The organism is Paraburkholderia fynbosensis (assembly GCF_902859935.1).
GTDB lineage: Bacteria > Pseudomonadota > Gammaproteobacteria > Burkholderiales > Burkholderiaceae > Paraburkholderia > Paraburkholderia fynbosensis.
In genome coordinates this window covers 90216-105455 of sequence record NZ_CADIKI010000026.1, presented here as the reverse complement: position 1 = coordinate 105455, position 15240 = coordinate 90216, and the positions used below count along the sequence as shown (strand labels likewise).

Genomic DNA, 15240 nt, shown 5'->3' with positions numbered 1-15240 from the left:
ACTCGAGCACCGCCCGCCTGCTCATGCACAGGCTGCGCCACGTGCCTGCAGTGTGAGCGCCCGCGCGAATTTTCCGTACCGTCACCACGCATTCCGTCAAACCATGCCACTCGACCCGAACTACCCACGCGATCTGATCGGCTACGGCCGCCACCCGGTGCAGGCCAACTGGCCGGGGCGAGCGCGTGTCGCGGTGCAATTCGTCCTGAACTACGAAGAGGGCGGTGAAAACTGCGTGCTGCACGGCGACCCCGCCTCGGAGCAGTTTCTCTCGGAGATCGTCGGCGCGGCCGCGTATCCGGCTCGTCACATGAGCATGGAGTCGATCTACGAATATGGCTCGCGCGCGGGCGTCTGGCGCATCCTGCGCGAATTCGAAAAGCGCAAGCTGCCGCTCACGGTGTTCGGCGTCGGCATGGCGATCGAGCGGCATCCCGACGTGGCGCGCGCGTTCGTCGAACTCGGCCATGAGATCGCGTGCCACGGCTATCGCTGGATTCACTATCAGGACGTATCGCCGGAGAAAGAGGCGGAGCACATGCGCCTCGGCATGCAAGCGCTCGAACGCGTGACGGGCGAGCGGCCGCTCGGCTGGTACACCGGGCGCGACAGTCCGAACACGCATCGGCTGGTGGCCGAATACGGCGGCTTCCTGTATGACTCGGATTACTACGGCGACGACCTGCCGTTCTGGATGGACGTCGACGTGACGGGCGGCGCGCGGGTGCCGCAACTGATCGTGCCGTACACGCTCGACACCAACGACATGCGCTTCGCGAGCCCGCAAGGTTTCAACACCGCGGACCACTTCTTCACCTATCTGCGCGACGCCTTCGACGTGCTCTACGAAGAGGGCGACGAAGCGCCGAAGATGCTGTCGGTCGGCATGCACTGCCGCCTGCTCGGACGCCCTGGGCGCTTTCGCGCATTGCAGCGCTTTCTCGACCATATCGAACAGCACGATCGTGTGTGGGTGACGCGGCGTGTCGATATCGCGCGGCACTGGCGCGAACATCATCCTTACCAGCCAAACAAGCGCGGGGCGGCCGCATGAAGGCGATGCAATACACTCTGGACCAACTCAACAGCATTTCGGCCGACGCGTTCGTCGCAGCGCTGTCGGGCATTTTCGAGCACTCGCCGTGGGTCGCGGAAATCGCCGCGCGGCAACGGCCGTTCGCGAGCATCGACGAACTGCATCGCACGATGTCGGGCATCGTCGAAACGGCCGGTGACGAGAAGCGGCTCGCGCTGATCAACGCTCACCCGGAGCTTGCCGGCAAGGCCGCGGTGCGCGGCGAGTTGACCGCCGAATCGACCCGCGAGCAGAGCGGCGCGGGCCTCGCGCAATGCACGCAGGAAGAGTTCGACAAACTGCTCGCGCTCAATAGCGCGTATCGCGAGAAGTTCGGCTTCCCGTTCATTCTCGCGGTGCGCGGCTATGACCGTCACGGCATCATCGCGAATTTCGAGGCGCGCGTGAACAACAGCCACGCCGACGAATTGCGCGCGAGCCTCGATCAGATCTACCGCATCGCACGTTTCCGGCTCGACGACCTGATCGACGCGTAGGCCTCAGGTACGGCTGAGGCACGCATCGCGGCCCTCGAACCGCAACGTTTTCCAGCATCTTCACACATCAAGGACGACAACGATGGCACTCCCGATTCTCGACCCCAACGCACCGGAATTCACGCGCCGCTATGTGAACCTGGCGGACCCGCGTCTGGGCGCGCAGGCGCTCGAGTCCAGCGACGATTTCTTCGCCCCGAAGGAGCGCATGCTGAATCCGGAGCCGGCCGTCTTCATTCCCGGCAAGTACGACGACAACGGCAAGTGGATGGACGGCTGGGAAACCCGCCGCAAGCGCGTGACCGGCTATGACTGGTGCGTCGTGAAGCTCGCGCGTGCGGGCGTGATCAAAGGGCTCGACCTCGACACCAGCCACTTCACGGGCAACTTTCCGCCGGCGGCATCGGTGGAGGCGGCGCGCGTGCTGGACGGCGCGCCGAATCAGTCCACGCAATGGATCGAGATCGTGCCGTCCACCACGTTGCAGGGCAATAGCCACCACTATCTCGGCGTGAGCGACGCGAACGCGTACACGCACCTGCGCGTGAACATCTATCCGGACGGCGGGATCGCGCGTCTGCGCGTGTACGGTCAGCCGCAGGTCGACTGGGCCGGTGCGAGCCGCACCGAGCAGTTCGATCTGGCCGCGATGGAAAACGGCGCATACTTGGTCGCGGCCAACAATCAGCACTTCGGTGCGGCGTCGACGCTGCTGATGCCGGGCCGCGGTGTGAACATGGGCGACGGCTGGGAAACACGGCGCCGTCGCGAGCCGGGCAATGACTGGGCAATCGTCGCACTGGCGCAGCCGGGCGTGATCGGAAAGATCGAAGTCGACACGGCGCACTTCAAGGGCAATTATCCGGACCGCTGTTCGATCCAGGCCGCGTACGTGAAGGGCGGCACCGACAGCTCGCTGATCACGCAGGCGATGTTCTGGCCGGTCCTGCTCGGCGAACAGAAGCTGCAGATGGACAAGCAGCATTTCTTCGAAAGCGAGATCGCGGCGCTCGGGCCGCTCACGCATATTCGCTTCAATATCATTCCGGACGGCGGCGTATCGCGTCTGCGCCTGTGGGGCACGCTCGCATCATGAAAACGCTCGCTATCGAACCGCTGACGAAGGAAGCATTTGCCGCGTTCGGCGACGTGATCGAACTCGAAGGCGCGAAGCAGATTCCGATCAACCTCGGCACGACGATCCGCTATCACGATCTCGCGAAAGTGGACGTCGCCGACGAGAACGGCCGCACGCTCGTGAATCTGTTTCGCGGACAGCCGCGCACGCTGCCGTTCGAAGTGAAGATGCTCGAGCGTCATCCGCTCGGCAGCCAGGCGTTCGTGCCGTTGAACGACAAGCCGTATCTGGTCGTGGTGGCGCCCGCGGGTGAGCTGGACGCGGCGAAGATTCGCGCGTTTGTCACGAGCGGCTGGCAGGGCGTGAACTATGCGAAGGGCGTGTGGCACCATCCGCTGATCGCGTTGGCGGAGGTGAGCGACTTTATCGTCGTCGATCGTGGCGGTGAGGGGATCAACCTGAATGAGCAGGATCTGGCCGAGTCGCTCTGGCTGACTGAAGATGCGTTGAGCGCAGTCGCGGTTTGAGGTGATGAGCGATGAAAGCCACGGCGTGTGCCGTGGGCTTTCTTTGCATTGCGCGAACCTGAAGCCGGAACGGACCGTCGGGCGCCCACGCGACACAACGCCCGAACTCTCAGCGCTTACCTAGCAGCGGCGAGCGCCCGATCACTTCGCGCGCCCGTTCGGCCGGCTCGGGCGCGGAAAACCCGGCGGCTTCGATCGCCGGTTTGAGTCCCTTGAACTGCAGGCTTTTCTTCGGCGAGCGCAACGACGCCATGCCGTCGTCCCACGCATGCAGCATCTGCTTCGCGACCGTGTGCCACTGCGGTTCATTGCGCGCCGCTTCGATCACCTCATGACCGACGGCGACCGCCGAATCGCACAACGCCTCGGCCATCTGCGCGTACTGACGTGGCGCAATGCCCATGCGCGTGTTGAAAAAGCGCTCCAGCGTCTTGCCGGCCGCCCAGGTCTTGCGGCCGTCGATCGGCAGGCCCGGCGGATTGGCCGCGAAACGCGGATACGCCTGCGTCGTGACGACGTCGTACACGGGCGTGAACGCGACATCGTCGACCGAGCTGTAGAACAGCGCGATGTTCTTCGTGTGGCAGTCCGCGTTACGCACGACGTAGTTCGTCAGCAGATGCCAGCCGAGCTGCTGGAGCTGCTGTCGCATGCTGTTGCGATCGAGCAGATACGCGCGCGCTGCATTGAGCATTTTCTCGCTGGTCGAATTGTATTTTTCGTGCGGCGGCAAACCAAGCAGGCCGCACATGTCTTCGACGCCATACGCGGGCAGTCCTTGTGCATCGACGTCGAAGCGCTCGACGACCAGCGCCCGGCCATCGTCCGACATCTGCGTGCGCGCCACCGGCACGACGCTGAGCCGTTCCAGCACGCGCATCGAATAGAACTCGTTGAAGCCGAGGAACGGCGTGTTGTCGTCCGAGCCCTTGACGATATGGCGGCTGGTTCGGATGGTCGGCTTGCCGAGCACCAGCGGCGCGGCGGTGCCGGCCGCCTGTTCCTGCGGCGCGATGAACTTCGGTACAGCGCCGGAGATGGCCGCGCGCGCATATTCGCGCACGAGTTGCGCGAAATGATCGGCGGTGTTGTCGCCGTGCAGGATGTCCTGAACGTCGAGCGCCTGCAGTTCGGTGCCCGGCGCGACGCCTTCGGGCGTCACGGTCACGCGGCCGATGCCCATCGCGCCGACCACCGCGAGCAGCGACAGGTCGGTGCCGTCGAGCAACGGACCGAACTGCTCGCGGATCAGATTCAGCAGGTAACCTTCAGGCAGGTTCTGGCGGAAAAACGGATGCAGGTCGCGCGGCCAGCGCCAGGCTTCTTCGCGCACCGGCATGGTCAGGCTGACGAAGTCGGTGGCGCGGGCGTCGGCGTTGTATTTGAGGACGTAGTCGTCGCGCTCGCGAAACAACGTGGCGACGTTCCTGCCCAGCACCTGGACGTCGAGCCTCATGGGTTCGGCTCCGGGCTGCGTTGCTCAGCGAGGATGTCTTCCAGCGTGCGCCCGTGCCCATGCGCGACGAACTTGAGGTCGTAGCCCGCCGCTTCGAGCAGACGCAGCAGCACGGACACGCTCATGTCGTTGCGGGCGAGCGTTTCCATGCGCGCGACGGTGGTGCGCGCCACACCGGCGCGGCGCGCCAGTTCTTCTTGCGATAAGTTGTTTTCGCGCCGCAGCGCTTTCAGCATGTCCGATACGTCGGCGAGATGGGTCATATGTAGCCCCAAGGCATCAATTTCGGCGATTGGTATTCGTATTGTAGCCCATCGGTTACAAAATCATTTTTTAAGTTTGTGTCTCACGGGCTACATTTTACCAGAGTTCGTGCGATTTTGTGGCCCAAGGGCTACATAATGACGCGGCTTCCCGATCTGTGCCAGCCACGCCCCTCAGGACGAAAAAGCGGGCTTGCCGCTCGCGCGAAAAGCCCGCTTCGTGCCGCTGCGTCGATTGGCAAGCCGAACCTCGCGTCCGGCCGCCTCGCTTACTTTGCCGCGCCTCCTTCGAACCAGGCCGCGATTTTCATCCGCTCGTCGTCGGTCATGTGCGTCACGTTGCCGAGCGGCATCGCCTTCAACGTCACAGCCTGCTGATAGATCCGCTGCGCGTTCTGCGAGATTTCGTCGGGCGTATCCAGCAGCACGCCGGCCGGTGCGCTGCCCATCATCGTCGGATGCGCGGAGTGGCAGGCCACGCAGCGCTGTTGCAGCACCGGCGCGATGTCGGTGACCCTGACCGCCGGCGCGTTCGCGGCCTGCGCTTGTGGCACGAGCGGCTTCGGCATGGTCCAGAAGAGGGCGCAGAACATCAGCGCGATGCCGACGAGCGGCAGATACCACAGCACCTGGCCGCGGTGGCGCATCACGAAGAACTGGCGGATCAGCGCGCCCGCCAGCATGATGACCAGCAGCACGGCCCAGTTGTACGGATGCGTGTAGGTCATCGCGTAGTGGTTCGACAGCATCGCGAATACCACCGGCAAGGTGAAATACGTGTTGTGCACCGAGCGTTGCTTGCCACGCTTGCCGTAGATCGGGTTCGGCGTGTTGCCTTTGAGCATCGCGTCGACCATCTTGCGCTGGCCCGGAATGATCACGAAGAACACGTTGGCCGACATGATCGTCGCCAGCATCGCACCCATGATCAGATAGGCCGCGCGGCCCGCGAAGATATGGCAGGCGAGCCACGCGGCGATCACCACGTACACGCCGACGCAGATACCGAGCGCCTTGTCGCGGTTGCCGAGAATGCGGCACAGCGAGTCGTACACGATCCAGCCGGCCGCGAGGAAGCCGATCGCCGACGCGACGGCGACCACCGGACCCATGTCGAGCACGTTCTTATCGATCAGATACGTGGTCGGCGAGAACAGATACAGCACGGTGAAGAGGCCGAAGCCCGACAGCCACGTGGTGTACGACGGCCACTTCGACCAGTGCAGATCGTCGGGCATTTCCGGCGGCGCGACGGTGTACTTCTGCATGTTGTAGAAGCCGCCGCCGTGCACGTGCCACAGTTCGCCGAACACGCCGCGCCGGCGCTGGTTCGGATCCTGCGGCGGTTTGAGGCTGTTGTCGAGCGCGACGAAATAGAACGACTCGCCGATCCAGGCAATCGCGGCGATGACGTGGAACCAGCGAATCGCGAGATTCAACCAGTCGGTGATAAAGCCTTCCATGACACTCCTCCACTTCTGATTCGTTGTATGCGCGATGACGTTCGGCGCCTCGCTGGACCCGTCTGACGGATCTCGGGCCGTCCGGGCTCAGCGCGCTGACCGCGGGGTCGAAGACGCGATGCGCTCAGTTCGCACGGCGTCGAATTTTTTATGGTCTCAGGTCCGCCGGGGGGAGAGGCCACGCGCGTTCGAATGCGTTTCGCGGGTGCTCGCGAGGCATCAGGAAAGTGCCGGCGAGCATCTGCGCAATGCAATCGGACGTGGCCGCGCCAACGCCGCCTAGCTGCCTCGATACGTGCTGTACGACCACGGCGACACCAGCAGCGGCACGTGATAATGCGCAGCGGCGTCGGCCACGCCGAAGCGCAGCACCACACGATCGACGAAACGCGGCTCGGGCACTTTCGTGCCGATCGACGCGAAGTAGTCGCCCGCGCCGAACACGAGCTCGTATTCGCCCGCGACGAGTGCGTCGCCCTCCAGCAGCGGCGCGTCGCAGCGGCCGTCGTCATTGGTGGTGGTGGTTTTGAGCGCGCGGCGCGTGTCGCCCGCCAGCGCGAAGAGTTCGACCTTGATGCCCGCGCCGGGACGGCCGTTCGCGGTGTCGAGCACATGGGTAGTGAGCTTTCCCATTCGCAATTTTCCTTGTGTGTTTGCGAGGTTTCGGCGGCAGCCCGATCCAGATACGTTTGCGGCGGATCGAGGCTCCACGTCAGTGGCTACATACCCGTCGGCGAATTGAAGCGAGCGCCGTGGCAGCCATTGTAAAAAGGTTGTTCCGTTCAGCGCGCGCGAGATAGGAAAGATAATACCTGGCGCATGTTGGACAGCCCGTCGAAAGCCGCAGCGAGTTGCCTGGTTCGGCTGCTGCGCGTCGCTTCGATCGTAGCGGCGCCAAAAAAGGCCCACTATATCGATAGCGTGAGGTTGGGTATCGCATTGGCGCGAGTTGCCATGCTTATTTTGGCCGTCGAAGGTTACACCTGTGCGCCGCGGCGGAGACGAACCCTTTGCGGCGCACCCCGAAGACGGCGGAACACGCCGGGTAACCGGGCCAACGGCGTTCGACGGGACGCGGCGGCGCGGTTGGCGTGCCGTCACATCGCGTTCGAGCGGCTTTGCACGGAAGTATTGAAGCGGAGAAAACGAATGACGATGGAACAGGCGACACAGCAATCGGGAAAGGCGAAGAAAACGATGCTGGTCAAGCACGCGCAGGTGCTGGTCACGATGGACGGCGCGAGGCGCGAACTGCGCGACGGCGGTCTGTATATCGAGGACAACCGCATCGTCGCGGTCGGGCCGACGGCGCAGTTGCCGCCCACCGCCGACGAAGTGCTCGACCTGCGTGGCCACCTGGTCATCCCGGGTCTCGTGAATACGCATCACCACATGTATCAGAGCCTCACGCGTGCGTTGCCCGCCGCGCAGAACGCCGAGCTGTTCGGCTGGCTCACGAATCTGTACAAGGTGTGGGCCCATCTCACGCCGGAGATGATCGAAGTCTCGACGCTGACGGCGATGGCCGAACTGCTGCTGTCCGGTTGCACGACGTCGAGCGACCATCTGTATATCTATCCGAACGGCAGCCGGCTCGATGACAGCATTGCGGCGGCACGGCGGATCGGCATGCGTTTTCATGCGGCGCGCGGCAGCATGAGCGTGGGGCAGAAGGACGGCGGCTTGCCGCCGGATTCGGTGGTCGAGCGTGAAGCGGACATCCTGAAAGATACGCAGCGGCTGATCGAGACGTATCACGATGAGGGGCGCTACGCGATGCTGCGGGTAGTGGTCGCGCCGTGCTCGCCGTTTTCGGTGAGCCGCGAGTTGATGCGCGAGTCGGCGTCGATCGCGCGTCACTACGGCGTGTCGCTGCATACGCACCTCGCGGAGAACGTCAACGACGTTGCATACAGCCGCGAGAAGTTTGGCATGACGCCCGCCGAGTATGCGGAAGACCTCGGTTGGGTCGGCCACGATGTGTGGCATGCGCACTGTGTGCAACTCGACGACGCGGGCATCGAACTGTTCGCGCGCACGGGCACCGGGGTTGCGCACTGTCCATGTTCGAACATGCGGCTTGCCTCGGGCATTGCACCGGTCAGGCGCATGCGTCTCGCGGGCGTGCCGGTGGGGCTGGGCGTCGACGGTTCGGCTTCGAACGACGGCGCGCAGATGGTCGCCGAAGTGCGCCAGGCGTTGCTGTTGCAGCGGGTCGGTTTCGGGCCGGATGCGATGACCGCGCGCGACGCCTTGGAGATCGCGACGCTGGGCGGCGCGAAGGTGCTCAATCGCGACGACATCGGCGCGCTCGCGCCGGGCATGGCGGCGGACTTCGTGTCGTTCGACCTGCGTCAGCCGCTGTTTGCGGGCGCGTTGCACGACCCGGTCGCGGCGCTGGTGTTCTGTGCGCCTTCACAGGTGAGCTATAGCGTGATCGGCGGCAAGGTGGTGGTGAAAGACGGCCAGTTGACGACGCTCGACCTCGGGCCGGTCATCGAGCAGCACAACCGGCTGGCGAAGACGCTTTACGAGGCGGCGGCGTAGAAGGGGAAAGTGCGGGAAAGCGAGCAGGGACGCCAGCGTCATGCGCGGCACGCCCGCCACCCGCGCAACAGCTGAAAACGAGGCGTCAGGGTTTGTCGATCAACGTCCTGGTCGCTTCGGCGACCAGACTGCGCAGCCAGCGCACTTCGTCGGAGTAATGCACGCGTTCGTGCCACAGCTGGTAGTACTGCATGGGCGGGAAATCGAGCGGCGCGGGCACCACGGTCAGCGGCAGGAACTTCGCGTAGTAATCGGCAAAGAGGCGCGTCGTGGTGAAGATCAGATCGGATTTGATCAGCACGTACGGCGCCAGATTGAAGTACGGCAACGTGACGACCACGTGACGCTTCAGGCGCTCGCGCGCGAGATGCACGTCGATCGCGCCGCGCTGGCCCACCGAATAAGGCGTCGGCGCGAGATGCGGGGCGTTCAGGTACTGGTCGAGCGTGAGGCCGCCGCGTTTGGCGAACGGATGCGTGTTGCTCATCAGGCAGACGATCTGATCGACGAACAGGTTCGACAGATGCAGTTGCTCCGGCGGCTCCGGCCAGTTGCCGACCACGATGTCGAGCTTGCCGTCCTCGAGCGCGAGTTCGTAGTCGAAGGCGGGCCCGAGCGAGTGAAATTCGAGCGTCGCGTTGGGCGCGGCCTGGCGAAAACGTTCGACCACCGTCGGCACGAACAGCACGTTCAGGTAGTCCGGGCAGCCGATCCGGTAGCAACGGATCGAGGTCGCTGGATCGAAGTTGTGCTGCTGGAACTTGATGCGTTCGATTTCGCGCAGCGCGTTCTGTACCGGTTCGAGCAGGCGCAGGCCGTACTCGGTCGGCACCATGCCGGATTTGCCGCGCACCAGCAGCGGGTCGCCGGTGATGTCGCGCAGGCGGCGCAGCGCCGCGCTGATCGCAGGTTGCGACTGATTCAGCTTGACGGCCGCGCGGGTGACGCTGCGCTCCATCAACAAGGTGTGCAAGACGCGCAGTAGGTACGTATCGATCGCCTCGCGTTGCTGGCTCATGACTTCTCCGAAATATATGTTCTGGCTGATCGAACGGGCGTGGGGGTATATGCGTTTTAATATGAACGAAAAACGACGTCAAGGGTGGCATACCCGCAGAGCGCGCTGCGGCGCGGGTTTGCGGGAATTTTGATGGCTCGACTGAGCGGGTCGAATTAGGTATTGTCATCCGGTTGTGGTGACGGATCGTCCGCCGGCAAGGTGGACGGACGCGCCGAAACCGGACGTCACTGACGCACTACGGAATCACATGAGCGACTCTTCTTATAGCGACGGCGCCGCCGCGCAGCCGGCAGCGAGGCCGGAACAGGCGGCGCCCCGGCTGATGCTCGAGGGCATCACCAAACAGTACCCGGCGGTGCGCGCCAACGACGACGTCACATTGATCGTCGCCCCGGGCGAGATCCATGCGGTGCTCGGCGAAAACGGCGCCGGCAAAAGCACGCTGATGAAGATCATCTACGGCGCGGTGCGGCCCGACGCCGGCGAGATTCGCTGGGAAGGCGAGGTGGTCGAGATCGCGAACCCGGCGGCGGCGCGCAAGCTCGGCATCGGCATGGTGTTCCAGCATTTTTCGCTGTTCGAGACGCTCACGGTCGGCGAAAACATCGCGCTCGCACTCGACGAACCGTTCGACCTGAAGACGCTTTCCAAACGCATCCGCGAAGTCTCGGCTGACTACGGGCTCGACATCGATCCGCAGCGTCACGTGCATAGCCTGACGGTGGGCGAGCGGCAGCGCGTCGAGATCGTGCGCTGTCTGTTGCAGAACCCGCGCCTGCTGATCATGGACGAGCCGACTTCGGTGCTGACGCCGCAAGCGGTGAGAAAGCTCTTCGCGACGTTGCGGCGGCTGGCGGCCGAAGGCTGCAGCATTCTCTACATCAGCCACAAGCTCGACGAAATCCAGGAGCTGTGCGACAGCGCGACCGTGATGCGCGGCGGCCGTGTGACGGGTCACGTGAAGCCGAAGGGCGAGACCCATGCGTCGCTCGCGCAGTTGATGGTCGGCCATTCGCTGCCCGATTACACGCGGCGCGAGCACAATCCGGGCGCCGTGCTGCTCGACGTGAAGCAGTTGTCGGTGCAGAGCGACGACCCGTTCGGCACGTCGCTGCACGACGTGTCGTTCGGCGTGCATGCGGGCGAGATTTTCGGCATCGCGGGCGTGTCGGGCAACGGCCAGGCGGAGTTGCTCTCGGCGCTGTCCGGTGAAAAACGCGGCGTGCGTGCCGACGCGGTCACGCTTTGCGGCAAGGCGGCCGGGCGCCTCGGCGCGGGCGGCCGGCGCGCGCTCGGTCTCGGCTTCGTGCCGGAAGAGCGCCTGGGCCGTGGCGCGGTGCCGGCCATGTCGCTATCGGAGAACGCGCTGCTCACCGCGCATCGTCAGCAGATGGTGAGCTCGGGCTGGATCAAGGCGGGCGCGATGCGAGCGTTCGCGAAGCGCTGCATCGACGCCTTCGATGTGCGTTGCGGCGGCCCGCAAGCGCTTGCGCAAAGTCTGTCCGGCGGCAATCTGCAGAAATACATCATGGGGCGCGAAATCCTGCAGGCGCCCAAAGTGCTGGTGGTCGCGCAGCCTACATGGGGCGTCGACGTCGGCGCGGCGGCGTTCATCCGTCAACAGTTGCTCGATCTGGCGGCACGCGGCGTCGCGATTCTGGTGATCTCGGAGGAACTGGAAGAGCTGTTCGACATCTGCGATCGCCTCGCGGTGCTCGCCGGCGGCCGGCTCTCGCCGGTACGCGCGACGGGAGCGACCAATGCCGAGGAAATCGGCCGCTGGATGGCGGGTCTGTTCGGCGCGCGCGAGGGCGCGGCGCCGTCGGCGGAACAGGCGGCGCACGCGTAAAGCGCGCGAGGCGAGAAGAGGCGAGAAGAGGCGAGCCACGTCGTTCGAGCCTCACAACCAGAACCAACAAATCACACGCTACCCATGATTCTTCCTTATCGACTCGAAGCACGCACGACGCCCTCGCGCACGATGCAGTTCGCCGTGCCGCTGATCGCCGCGTTGCTCACGCTCGCGATCGGCTTTCTGATTTTCAGCCTCGTTGGCCGCGATCCCTTGCAGGCGATGCACGCGTTTTTCATCGAACCGCTGTCGAGTGTGAACGGCTGGTCCGAGCTGCTGCTGAAGGCGTCGCCGCTGTGCCTGATCGGCCTCGGCCTCGCGATCGGCTATCGCGCCAACGTCTGGAATATCGGCGCGGAAGGGCAGATGCTGCTCGGCGGCATTGCCGCGAGCGGCGTCGCGATCTATTTCGACGAGGCCACCGGCTGGTGGATCCTGCCGACCATGATGATCGCCGGCGTGCTCGGCGGCATGGCGTGGGCGGCGATTCCCGCGCTGCTCAAGAGCCGCTTCAACACCAACGAGATTCTCGTGAGCCTGATGCTCACGTACGTGGCCACGCAACTGCTGATCTATCTGGTGAGCGGCCCGTGGCGCGATCCGCAGGGCATGAATTTCCCGCTGTCGGAAATGTTCAGCGGCGACGCGCTCTATCCAACGCTCTACGGCGACTGGCACTGGAAATGGCTGCGCGGCACGCGGCTGAACGCGTCGGTGTTCGTCACGCTGATCGCGATCCCGCTCGTGTGGCTCTTCATGCGCAAAAGCTTCGCGGGCTACAGGATGAACGTCGGCGGCCTCGCGCCGCTTGCCGCGCGCTATGCGGGCTTCTCCGACAAGAAAACCATCTGGATGTCGCTGCTGATCAGCGGCGGCCTCGCGGGCCTCGCCGGAATGGGCGAGATCGCCGGCCCGATCGGCCAGTTGCAGGCGACATGGTCGCCGGGCTACGGCTTCACGGCGATCATCGTCGTGTTCGTCGGGCGGTTGCATCCGCTCGGCATCGTGCTCGCGAGTCTCCTGATGGCCTTGCTGTATCTCGGCGGCGAAGCGGTGCAGACCTCGATGCAATTGCCGCAGGCGCTTTCCGGCGTGTTCCAGGGGCTCTTGCTGTTCTGCCTGCTGGGTGCCGACCTGTTCGTGAACTACCGGGTGCGCCGCCGCTCGCTGGCCGCCGTTCACTAACCAGGCTCACTGATCTTTTCGCCGGACTTCCATGGATATTCAACAAGCCAGCGCGCTCACCTCGAGCGCCGTCACCGCCGCAATCCCGCTGATGTTCGCGGGCGCGGGCGAACTCGTCACCGAAAAGTCGGGCGTGCTCAACCTCGGCGTCGAAGGGATGATGCTGATGGGCGCCGTGACCGGCTACGCGGTCACGACCATCACCGGCAACCCGTGGCTCGGGGTGCTCGCCGCGATCGGCGCCGGTCTCGCGATGTCGCTGCTGTTCGCGTTTCTCACGCTGACCATGCTCGCCAACCAGGTCGCCACCGGCCTCTCGCTGACGATCTTCGGCATCGGCCTGTCGGCCTATGTCGGCAAGCCGTATACGTCGGCCGCGGTGCGCGCGACCATCGACACGTGGACCATTCCCGGTCTCTCGAAGATTCCCGTGCTCGGGCCCGCGCTCTTCAGCCTTACGCCGCTCGATTACCTGGCGTTCCTGATGTTCGCCGTGATCGGCTGGTTTCTGTACCGCACGCGCGCCGGCCTGGTGCTGCGCTCGGTCGGCGAATCGCCGCAGGTCGCGCACTCGGTCGGCTTTCCGGTGGTTGGCGTGCGCTACGGCGCGGTGGCCTTCGGCGGCGGCATGGCGGGGCTCGCGGGCGGCTACTATTCGATCGTGAATCTGCACCTGTGGCAGGAGAACCTGACCTCGGGCCGCGGCTGGATCGCGCTCGCGCTGGTGGTGTTCGCGACGTGGCGCCCCGGGCGTCTGCTGATCGGCGCGCTGCTGTTCGGCGCGGTGACCGGCCTGCAGTTTTATGCGCAGGCGATCGGCGTGCCGGTGCCGACGCAATTCCTCGCGATGCTGCCGTATGTCGCGACGGTCGCCGTGCTGGTGCTGATCTCGCGCAATCCGAACACGATCCGTCTGAATGCGCCGGCCTCGCTCGGCAAGCCGTTTTTCTCGGCGGGCTGATCGGGCCGCCCGCGACCCTACGTTTCCTATTATTCGACCAACACGACAACAGGACCCAACATGAAGAGAAGAAATCTGCTGACCGCTTTCGCGTGGGGCGCGGCCTCGCTCGCGCTCGCTGCGCCGCTTGCGCAAACCGCGCAGGCCGCCGACGCGCCGGGCGTCGCGTTCGTCTACATCGGCAATCCCGGCGATGCCGGCTGGACCTTCGCGCACGACCAGGGCTCGCGCGAAGCGGAAGCCAAGTTCGGCAACAGGATCAAGATCACGCGCGTCGAGAACGTGCCGGAATCGGCGGACTCGGAGCGAGTGTTCCGCGATTTGGCGAACAAGGGCAACAAGATCATCATCGGCACGAGCTTCGGCTTTCAGGACTTCCAGCTGAAGGTCGCGAAGGATTTCCCGGACACGGTGTTTCTGCACGCGACCGGCTACAAGAAGGCGCCGAACTTCGGCACCTATGACGTGCGCATGTACCAGGGCGCGTATCTCGCCGGTGTCGCCGCGGGCTACGTGACGAAGACCAACACGCTCGGCTTCGTCGCGTCGGTGCCGATTCCGGAAGTGGTGCGCAACATCAATGCCTATACGCTGGGCGCGCGCTCGGTGAATCCGAAGGTGCACACGAAGGTCATCTGGATCAACAGCTGGTTCGATCCGGGCAAGGAAAAGCAGGCGGCTGAAACGCTGATCGGCCAGGGCGCCGACGTGCTGCTGCAAAACACCGATTCGAGCGCGACGCTCGCCACCGCGTCGGAAAAACACGTGCATGCGTTCGGCTGGGATTCGGACATGAAGAAGTTCGGCCCGCAGGCGCATCTCGGTTCGGTGGTCGCGCACTGGGGCGTGTATTACAACGCGGCGATCCAGCAGGTGCTGGACGGTAAGTGGAAGAACGATCCGGTGTGGTGGGGCATTCCGCAGAAGGCCGTCGACCTGGAGGATCTGAACACCTCGGCTATTCCGGCAGAGGCGCAGAAGCAGGTCGCCACGAGGCGCGATGAACTGGCGGGCGGCAAGTGGGACGTGTTCACCGGCCCGATCAAGGATCAGTCGGGTGCGGTGAAGGTGCCGGCCGGCAAGACCCTGACCGATCCGGAGCTGCAACGTCTGAACTGGTATGTGGAAGGCGTGGACGGTTCGCTGCCGAAGTAACGTGTCACACTCGGCCGATGCCGGGCGATGCATGAACGGTCTTACGATCGACGAGGCGGCGGTCCCCGCAACCGCTGCTTTGAGTCGCTGCGTCCAGTTCGGACGCAGCCTTTTTGTTGCGGATCGCCCGCTAGCCCGGCCCTCGCGTCTTGCCCACATG

General features: G+C 64.6%; 14 protein-coding genes. 9 read left to right on the top strand and 5 right to left on the bottom strand.

All coding sequences use genetic code 11. The features are described 5' to 3' along the window. Window positions 1-103 precede the first annotated feature (103 nt). The 4 genes from puuE to HV770_RS32610 all read left to right on the top strand — a co-directional run bounded on the left by puuE (window position 104) and on the right by HV770_RS32610 (window position 3177). Window positions 104-1054: an allantoinase PuuE gene (gene puuE / locus HV770_RS32625; RefSeq protein ID WP_175165613.1), complete on the top strand. Its 951-nt coding sequence runs from the start codon at window positions 104-106 to the stop codon at window positions 1052-1054. Continuing rightward, window positions 1051-1572, top strand: coding sequence for a 2-oxo-4-hydroxy-4-carboxy-5-ureidoimidazoline decarboxylase (gene uraD / locus HV770_RS32620; protein WP_121317807.1), 522 nt, complete (start codon window positions 1051-1053; stop codon window positions 1570-1572). Before puuE ends, uraD begins: the two co-directional genes overlap by 4 nt. An 82-nt stretch (window positions 1573-1654) precedes the next feature. Then, the gene (gene alc, locus HV770_RS32615; protein WP_175165612.1) at window positions 1655-2668 is read left to right on the top strand and encodes an allantoicase; all 1014 of its coding nucleotides are present in this window, start codon (window positions 1655-1657) and stop codon (window positions 2666-2668) included. Further along, complete coding sequence (locus tag HV770_RS32610; protein ID WP_175165611.1) at window positions 2665-3177, top strand: ureidoglycolate lyase; 513 nt, start codon at window positions 2665-2667, stop codon at window positions 3175-3177. The genes alc and HV770_RS32610 overlap by 4 nt, the downstream gene beginning before the upstream one ends. Before the next feature lie 109 nt (window positions 3178-3286). On the opposite strand, the gene HV770_RS32605 is transcribed toward HV770_RS32610, so the two are convergent. From HV770_RS32605 to uraH, 4 genes are all read right to left on the bottom strand, one after another. Beyond that, on the bottom strand, window positions 3287-4633 hold the full coding sequence (locus HV770_RS32605; RefSeq protein WP_175165610.1) for a type II toxin-antitoxin system HipA family toxin: 1347 nt from the start codon (window positions 4631-4633) through the stop codon (window positions 3287-3289). After that, window positions 4630-4896 (bottom strand): helix-turn-helix transcriptional regulator, encoded by a 267-nt coding sequence (locus tag HV770_RS32600; RefSeq protein WP_121317815.1) that lies wholly within the window; start codon window positions 4894-4896, stop codon window positions 4630-4632. Before HV770_RS32600 ends, HV770_RS32605 begins: the two co-directional genes overlap by 4 nt. 269 nt (window positions 4897-5165) lie before the next feature. Continuing rightward, window positions 5166-6359, bottom strand: a complete 1194-nt coding sequence (locus tag HV770_RS32595; RefSeq protein ID WP_175165609.1) for a urate hydroxylase PuuD — start codon at window positions 6357-6359, stop codon at window positions 5166-5168. Between the two features lie 279 nt (window positions 6360-6638). Beyond that, window positions 6639-6992 carry a hydroxyisourate hydrolase gene (gene uraH / locus HV770_RS32590; RefSeq protein WP_121317819.1) on the bottom strand — a complete coding sequence of 118 codons (354 nt, stop codon included), beginning with the start codon at window positions 6990-6992 and terminating at the stop codon, window positions 6639-6641. 516 nt (window positions 6993-7508) lie between these two features. Between uraH and HV770_RS32585 the strand changes: the two genes are divergently transcribed. After that, window positions 7509-8906 carry an 8-oxoguanine deaminase gene (locus HV770_RS32585; RefSeq protein ID WP_175165608.1) on the top strand — a complete coding sequence of 466 codons (1398 nt, stop codon included), beginning with the start codon at window positions 7509-7511 and terminating at the stop codon, window positions 8904-8906. Window positions 8907-8991: 85 nt separating this feature from the next. Here HV770_RS32585 and HV770_RS32580 read toward each other — a convergent pair whose 3' ends face one another. Continuing rightward, entirely contained in the window at window positions 8992-9924 is a 933-nt protein-coding gene (locus tag HV770_RS32580; protein ID WP_006051768.1) for a LysR substrate-binding domain-containing protein, read from the bottom strand. Between the two features lie 250 nt (window positions 9925-10174). On the opposite strand from HV770_RS32580, the gene HV770_RS32575 reads away from it, so the two are divergent. From HV770_RS32575 to HV770_RS32560, 4 genes are all read left to right on the top strand, one after another. Next, window positions 10175-11776, top strand: coding sequence for an ABC transporter ATP-binding protein (locus tag HV770_RS32575; protein WP_175165607.1), 1602 nt, complete (start codon window positions 10175-10177; stop codon window positions 11774-11776). An 84-nt stretch (window positions 11777-11860) separates the two neighbouring features. Further along, window positions 11861-12964: an ABC transporter permease gene (locus HV770_RS32570; protein WP_175165606.1), complete on the top strand. Its 1104-nt coding sequence runs from the start codon at window positions 11861-11863 to the stop codon at window positions 12962-12964. A 31-nt stretch (window positions 12965-12995) separates the two neighbouring features. Then, entirely contained in the window at window positions 12996-13925 is a 930-nt protein-coding gene (locus HV770_RS32565; protein WP_175165605.1) for an ABC transporter permease, read from the top strand. A gap of 60 nt (window positions 13926-13985) precedes the next feature. After that, window positions 13986-15080 carry a BMP family ABC transporter substrate-binding protein gene (locus tag HV770_RS32560; protein ID WP_175165604.1) on the top strand — a complete coding sequence of 365 codons (1095 nt, stop codon included), beginning with the start codon at window positions 13986-13988 and terminating at the stop codon, window positions 15078-15080. Window positions 15081-15240: the final 160 nt, after the last annotated feature.

Excerpts from the sequence above, each read along its gene's own strand:
- HV770_RS32585 (WP_175165608.1), top strand. The coding sequence starts at position 7,509 with ATGACGATGGAACAGGCGACACAGCAATCGGGAAAGGCGAAGAAAACG.
- uraD (WP_121317807.1), top strand. The coding sequence starts at position 1,051 with ATGAAGGCGATGCAATACACTCTGGACCAACTCAACAGCATTTCGGCC.
- HV770_RS32605 (WP_175165610.1), bottom strand. The coding sequence starts at position 4,633 with ATGAGGCTCGACGTCCAGGTGCTGGGCAGGAACGTCGCCACGTTGTTT.
- alc (WP_175165612.1), top strand. The coding sequence starts at position 1,655 with ATGGCACTCCCGATTCTCGACCCCAACGCACCGGAATTCACGCGCCGC.
- HV770_RS32610 (WP_175165611.1), top strand. The coding sequence starts at position 2,665 with ATGAAAACGCTCGCTATCGAACCGCTGACGAAGGAAGCATTTGCCGCG.
- puuE (WP_175165613.1), top strand. The coding sequence starts at position 104 with ATGCCACTCGACCCGAACTACCCACGCGATCTGATCGGCTACGGCCGC.
- HV770_RS32580 (WP_006051768.1), bottom strand. The coding sequence starts at position 9,924 with ATGAGCCAGCAACGCGAGGCGATCGATACGTACCTACTGCGCGTCTTG.
- HV770_RS32595 (WP_175165609.1), bottom strand. The coding sequence starts at position 6,359 with ATGGAAGGCTTTATCACCGACTGGTTGAATCTCGCGATTCGCTGGTTC.
- HV770_RS32570 (WP_175165606.1), top strand. The coding sequence starts at position 11,861 with ATGATTCTTCCTTATCGACTCGAAGCACGCACGACGCCCTCGCGCACG.
- HV770_RS32600 (WP_121317815.1), bottom strand. The coding sequence starts at position 4,896 with ATGACCCATCTCGCCGACGTATCGGACATGCTGAAAGCGCTGCGGCGC.
- HV770_RS32575 (WP_175165607.1), top strand. The coding sequence starts at position 10,175 with ATGAGCGACTCTTCTTATAGCGACGGCGCCGCCGCGCAGCCGGCAGCG.
- HV770_RS32560 (WP_175165604.1), top strand. The coding sequence starts at position 13,986 with ATGAAGAGAAGAAATCTGCTGACCGCTTTCGCGTGGGGCGCGGCCTCG.
- HV770_RS32565 (WP_175165605.1), top strand. The coding sequence starts at position 12,996 with ATGGATATTCAACAAGCCAGCGCGCTCACCTCGAGCGCCGTCACCGCC.
- uraH (WP_121317819.1), bottom strand. The coding sequence starts at position 6,992 with ATGGGAAAGCTCACTACCCATGTGCTCGACACCGCGAACGGCCGTCCC.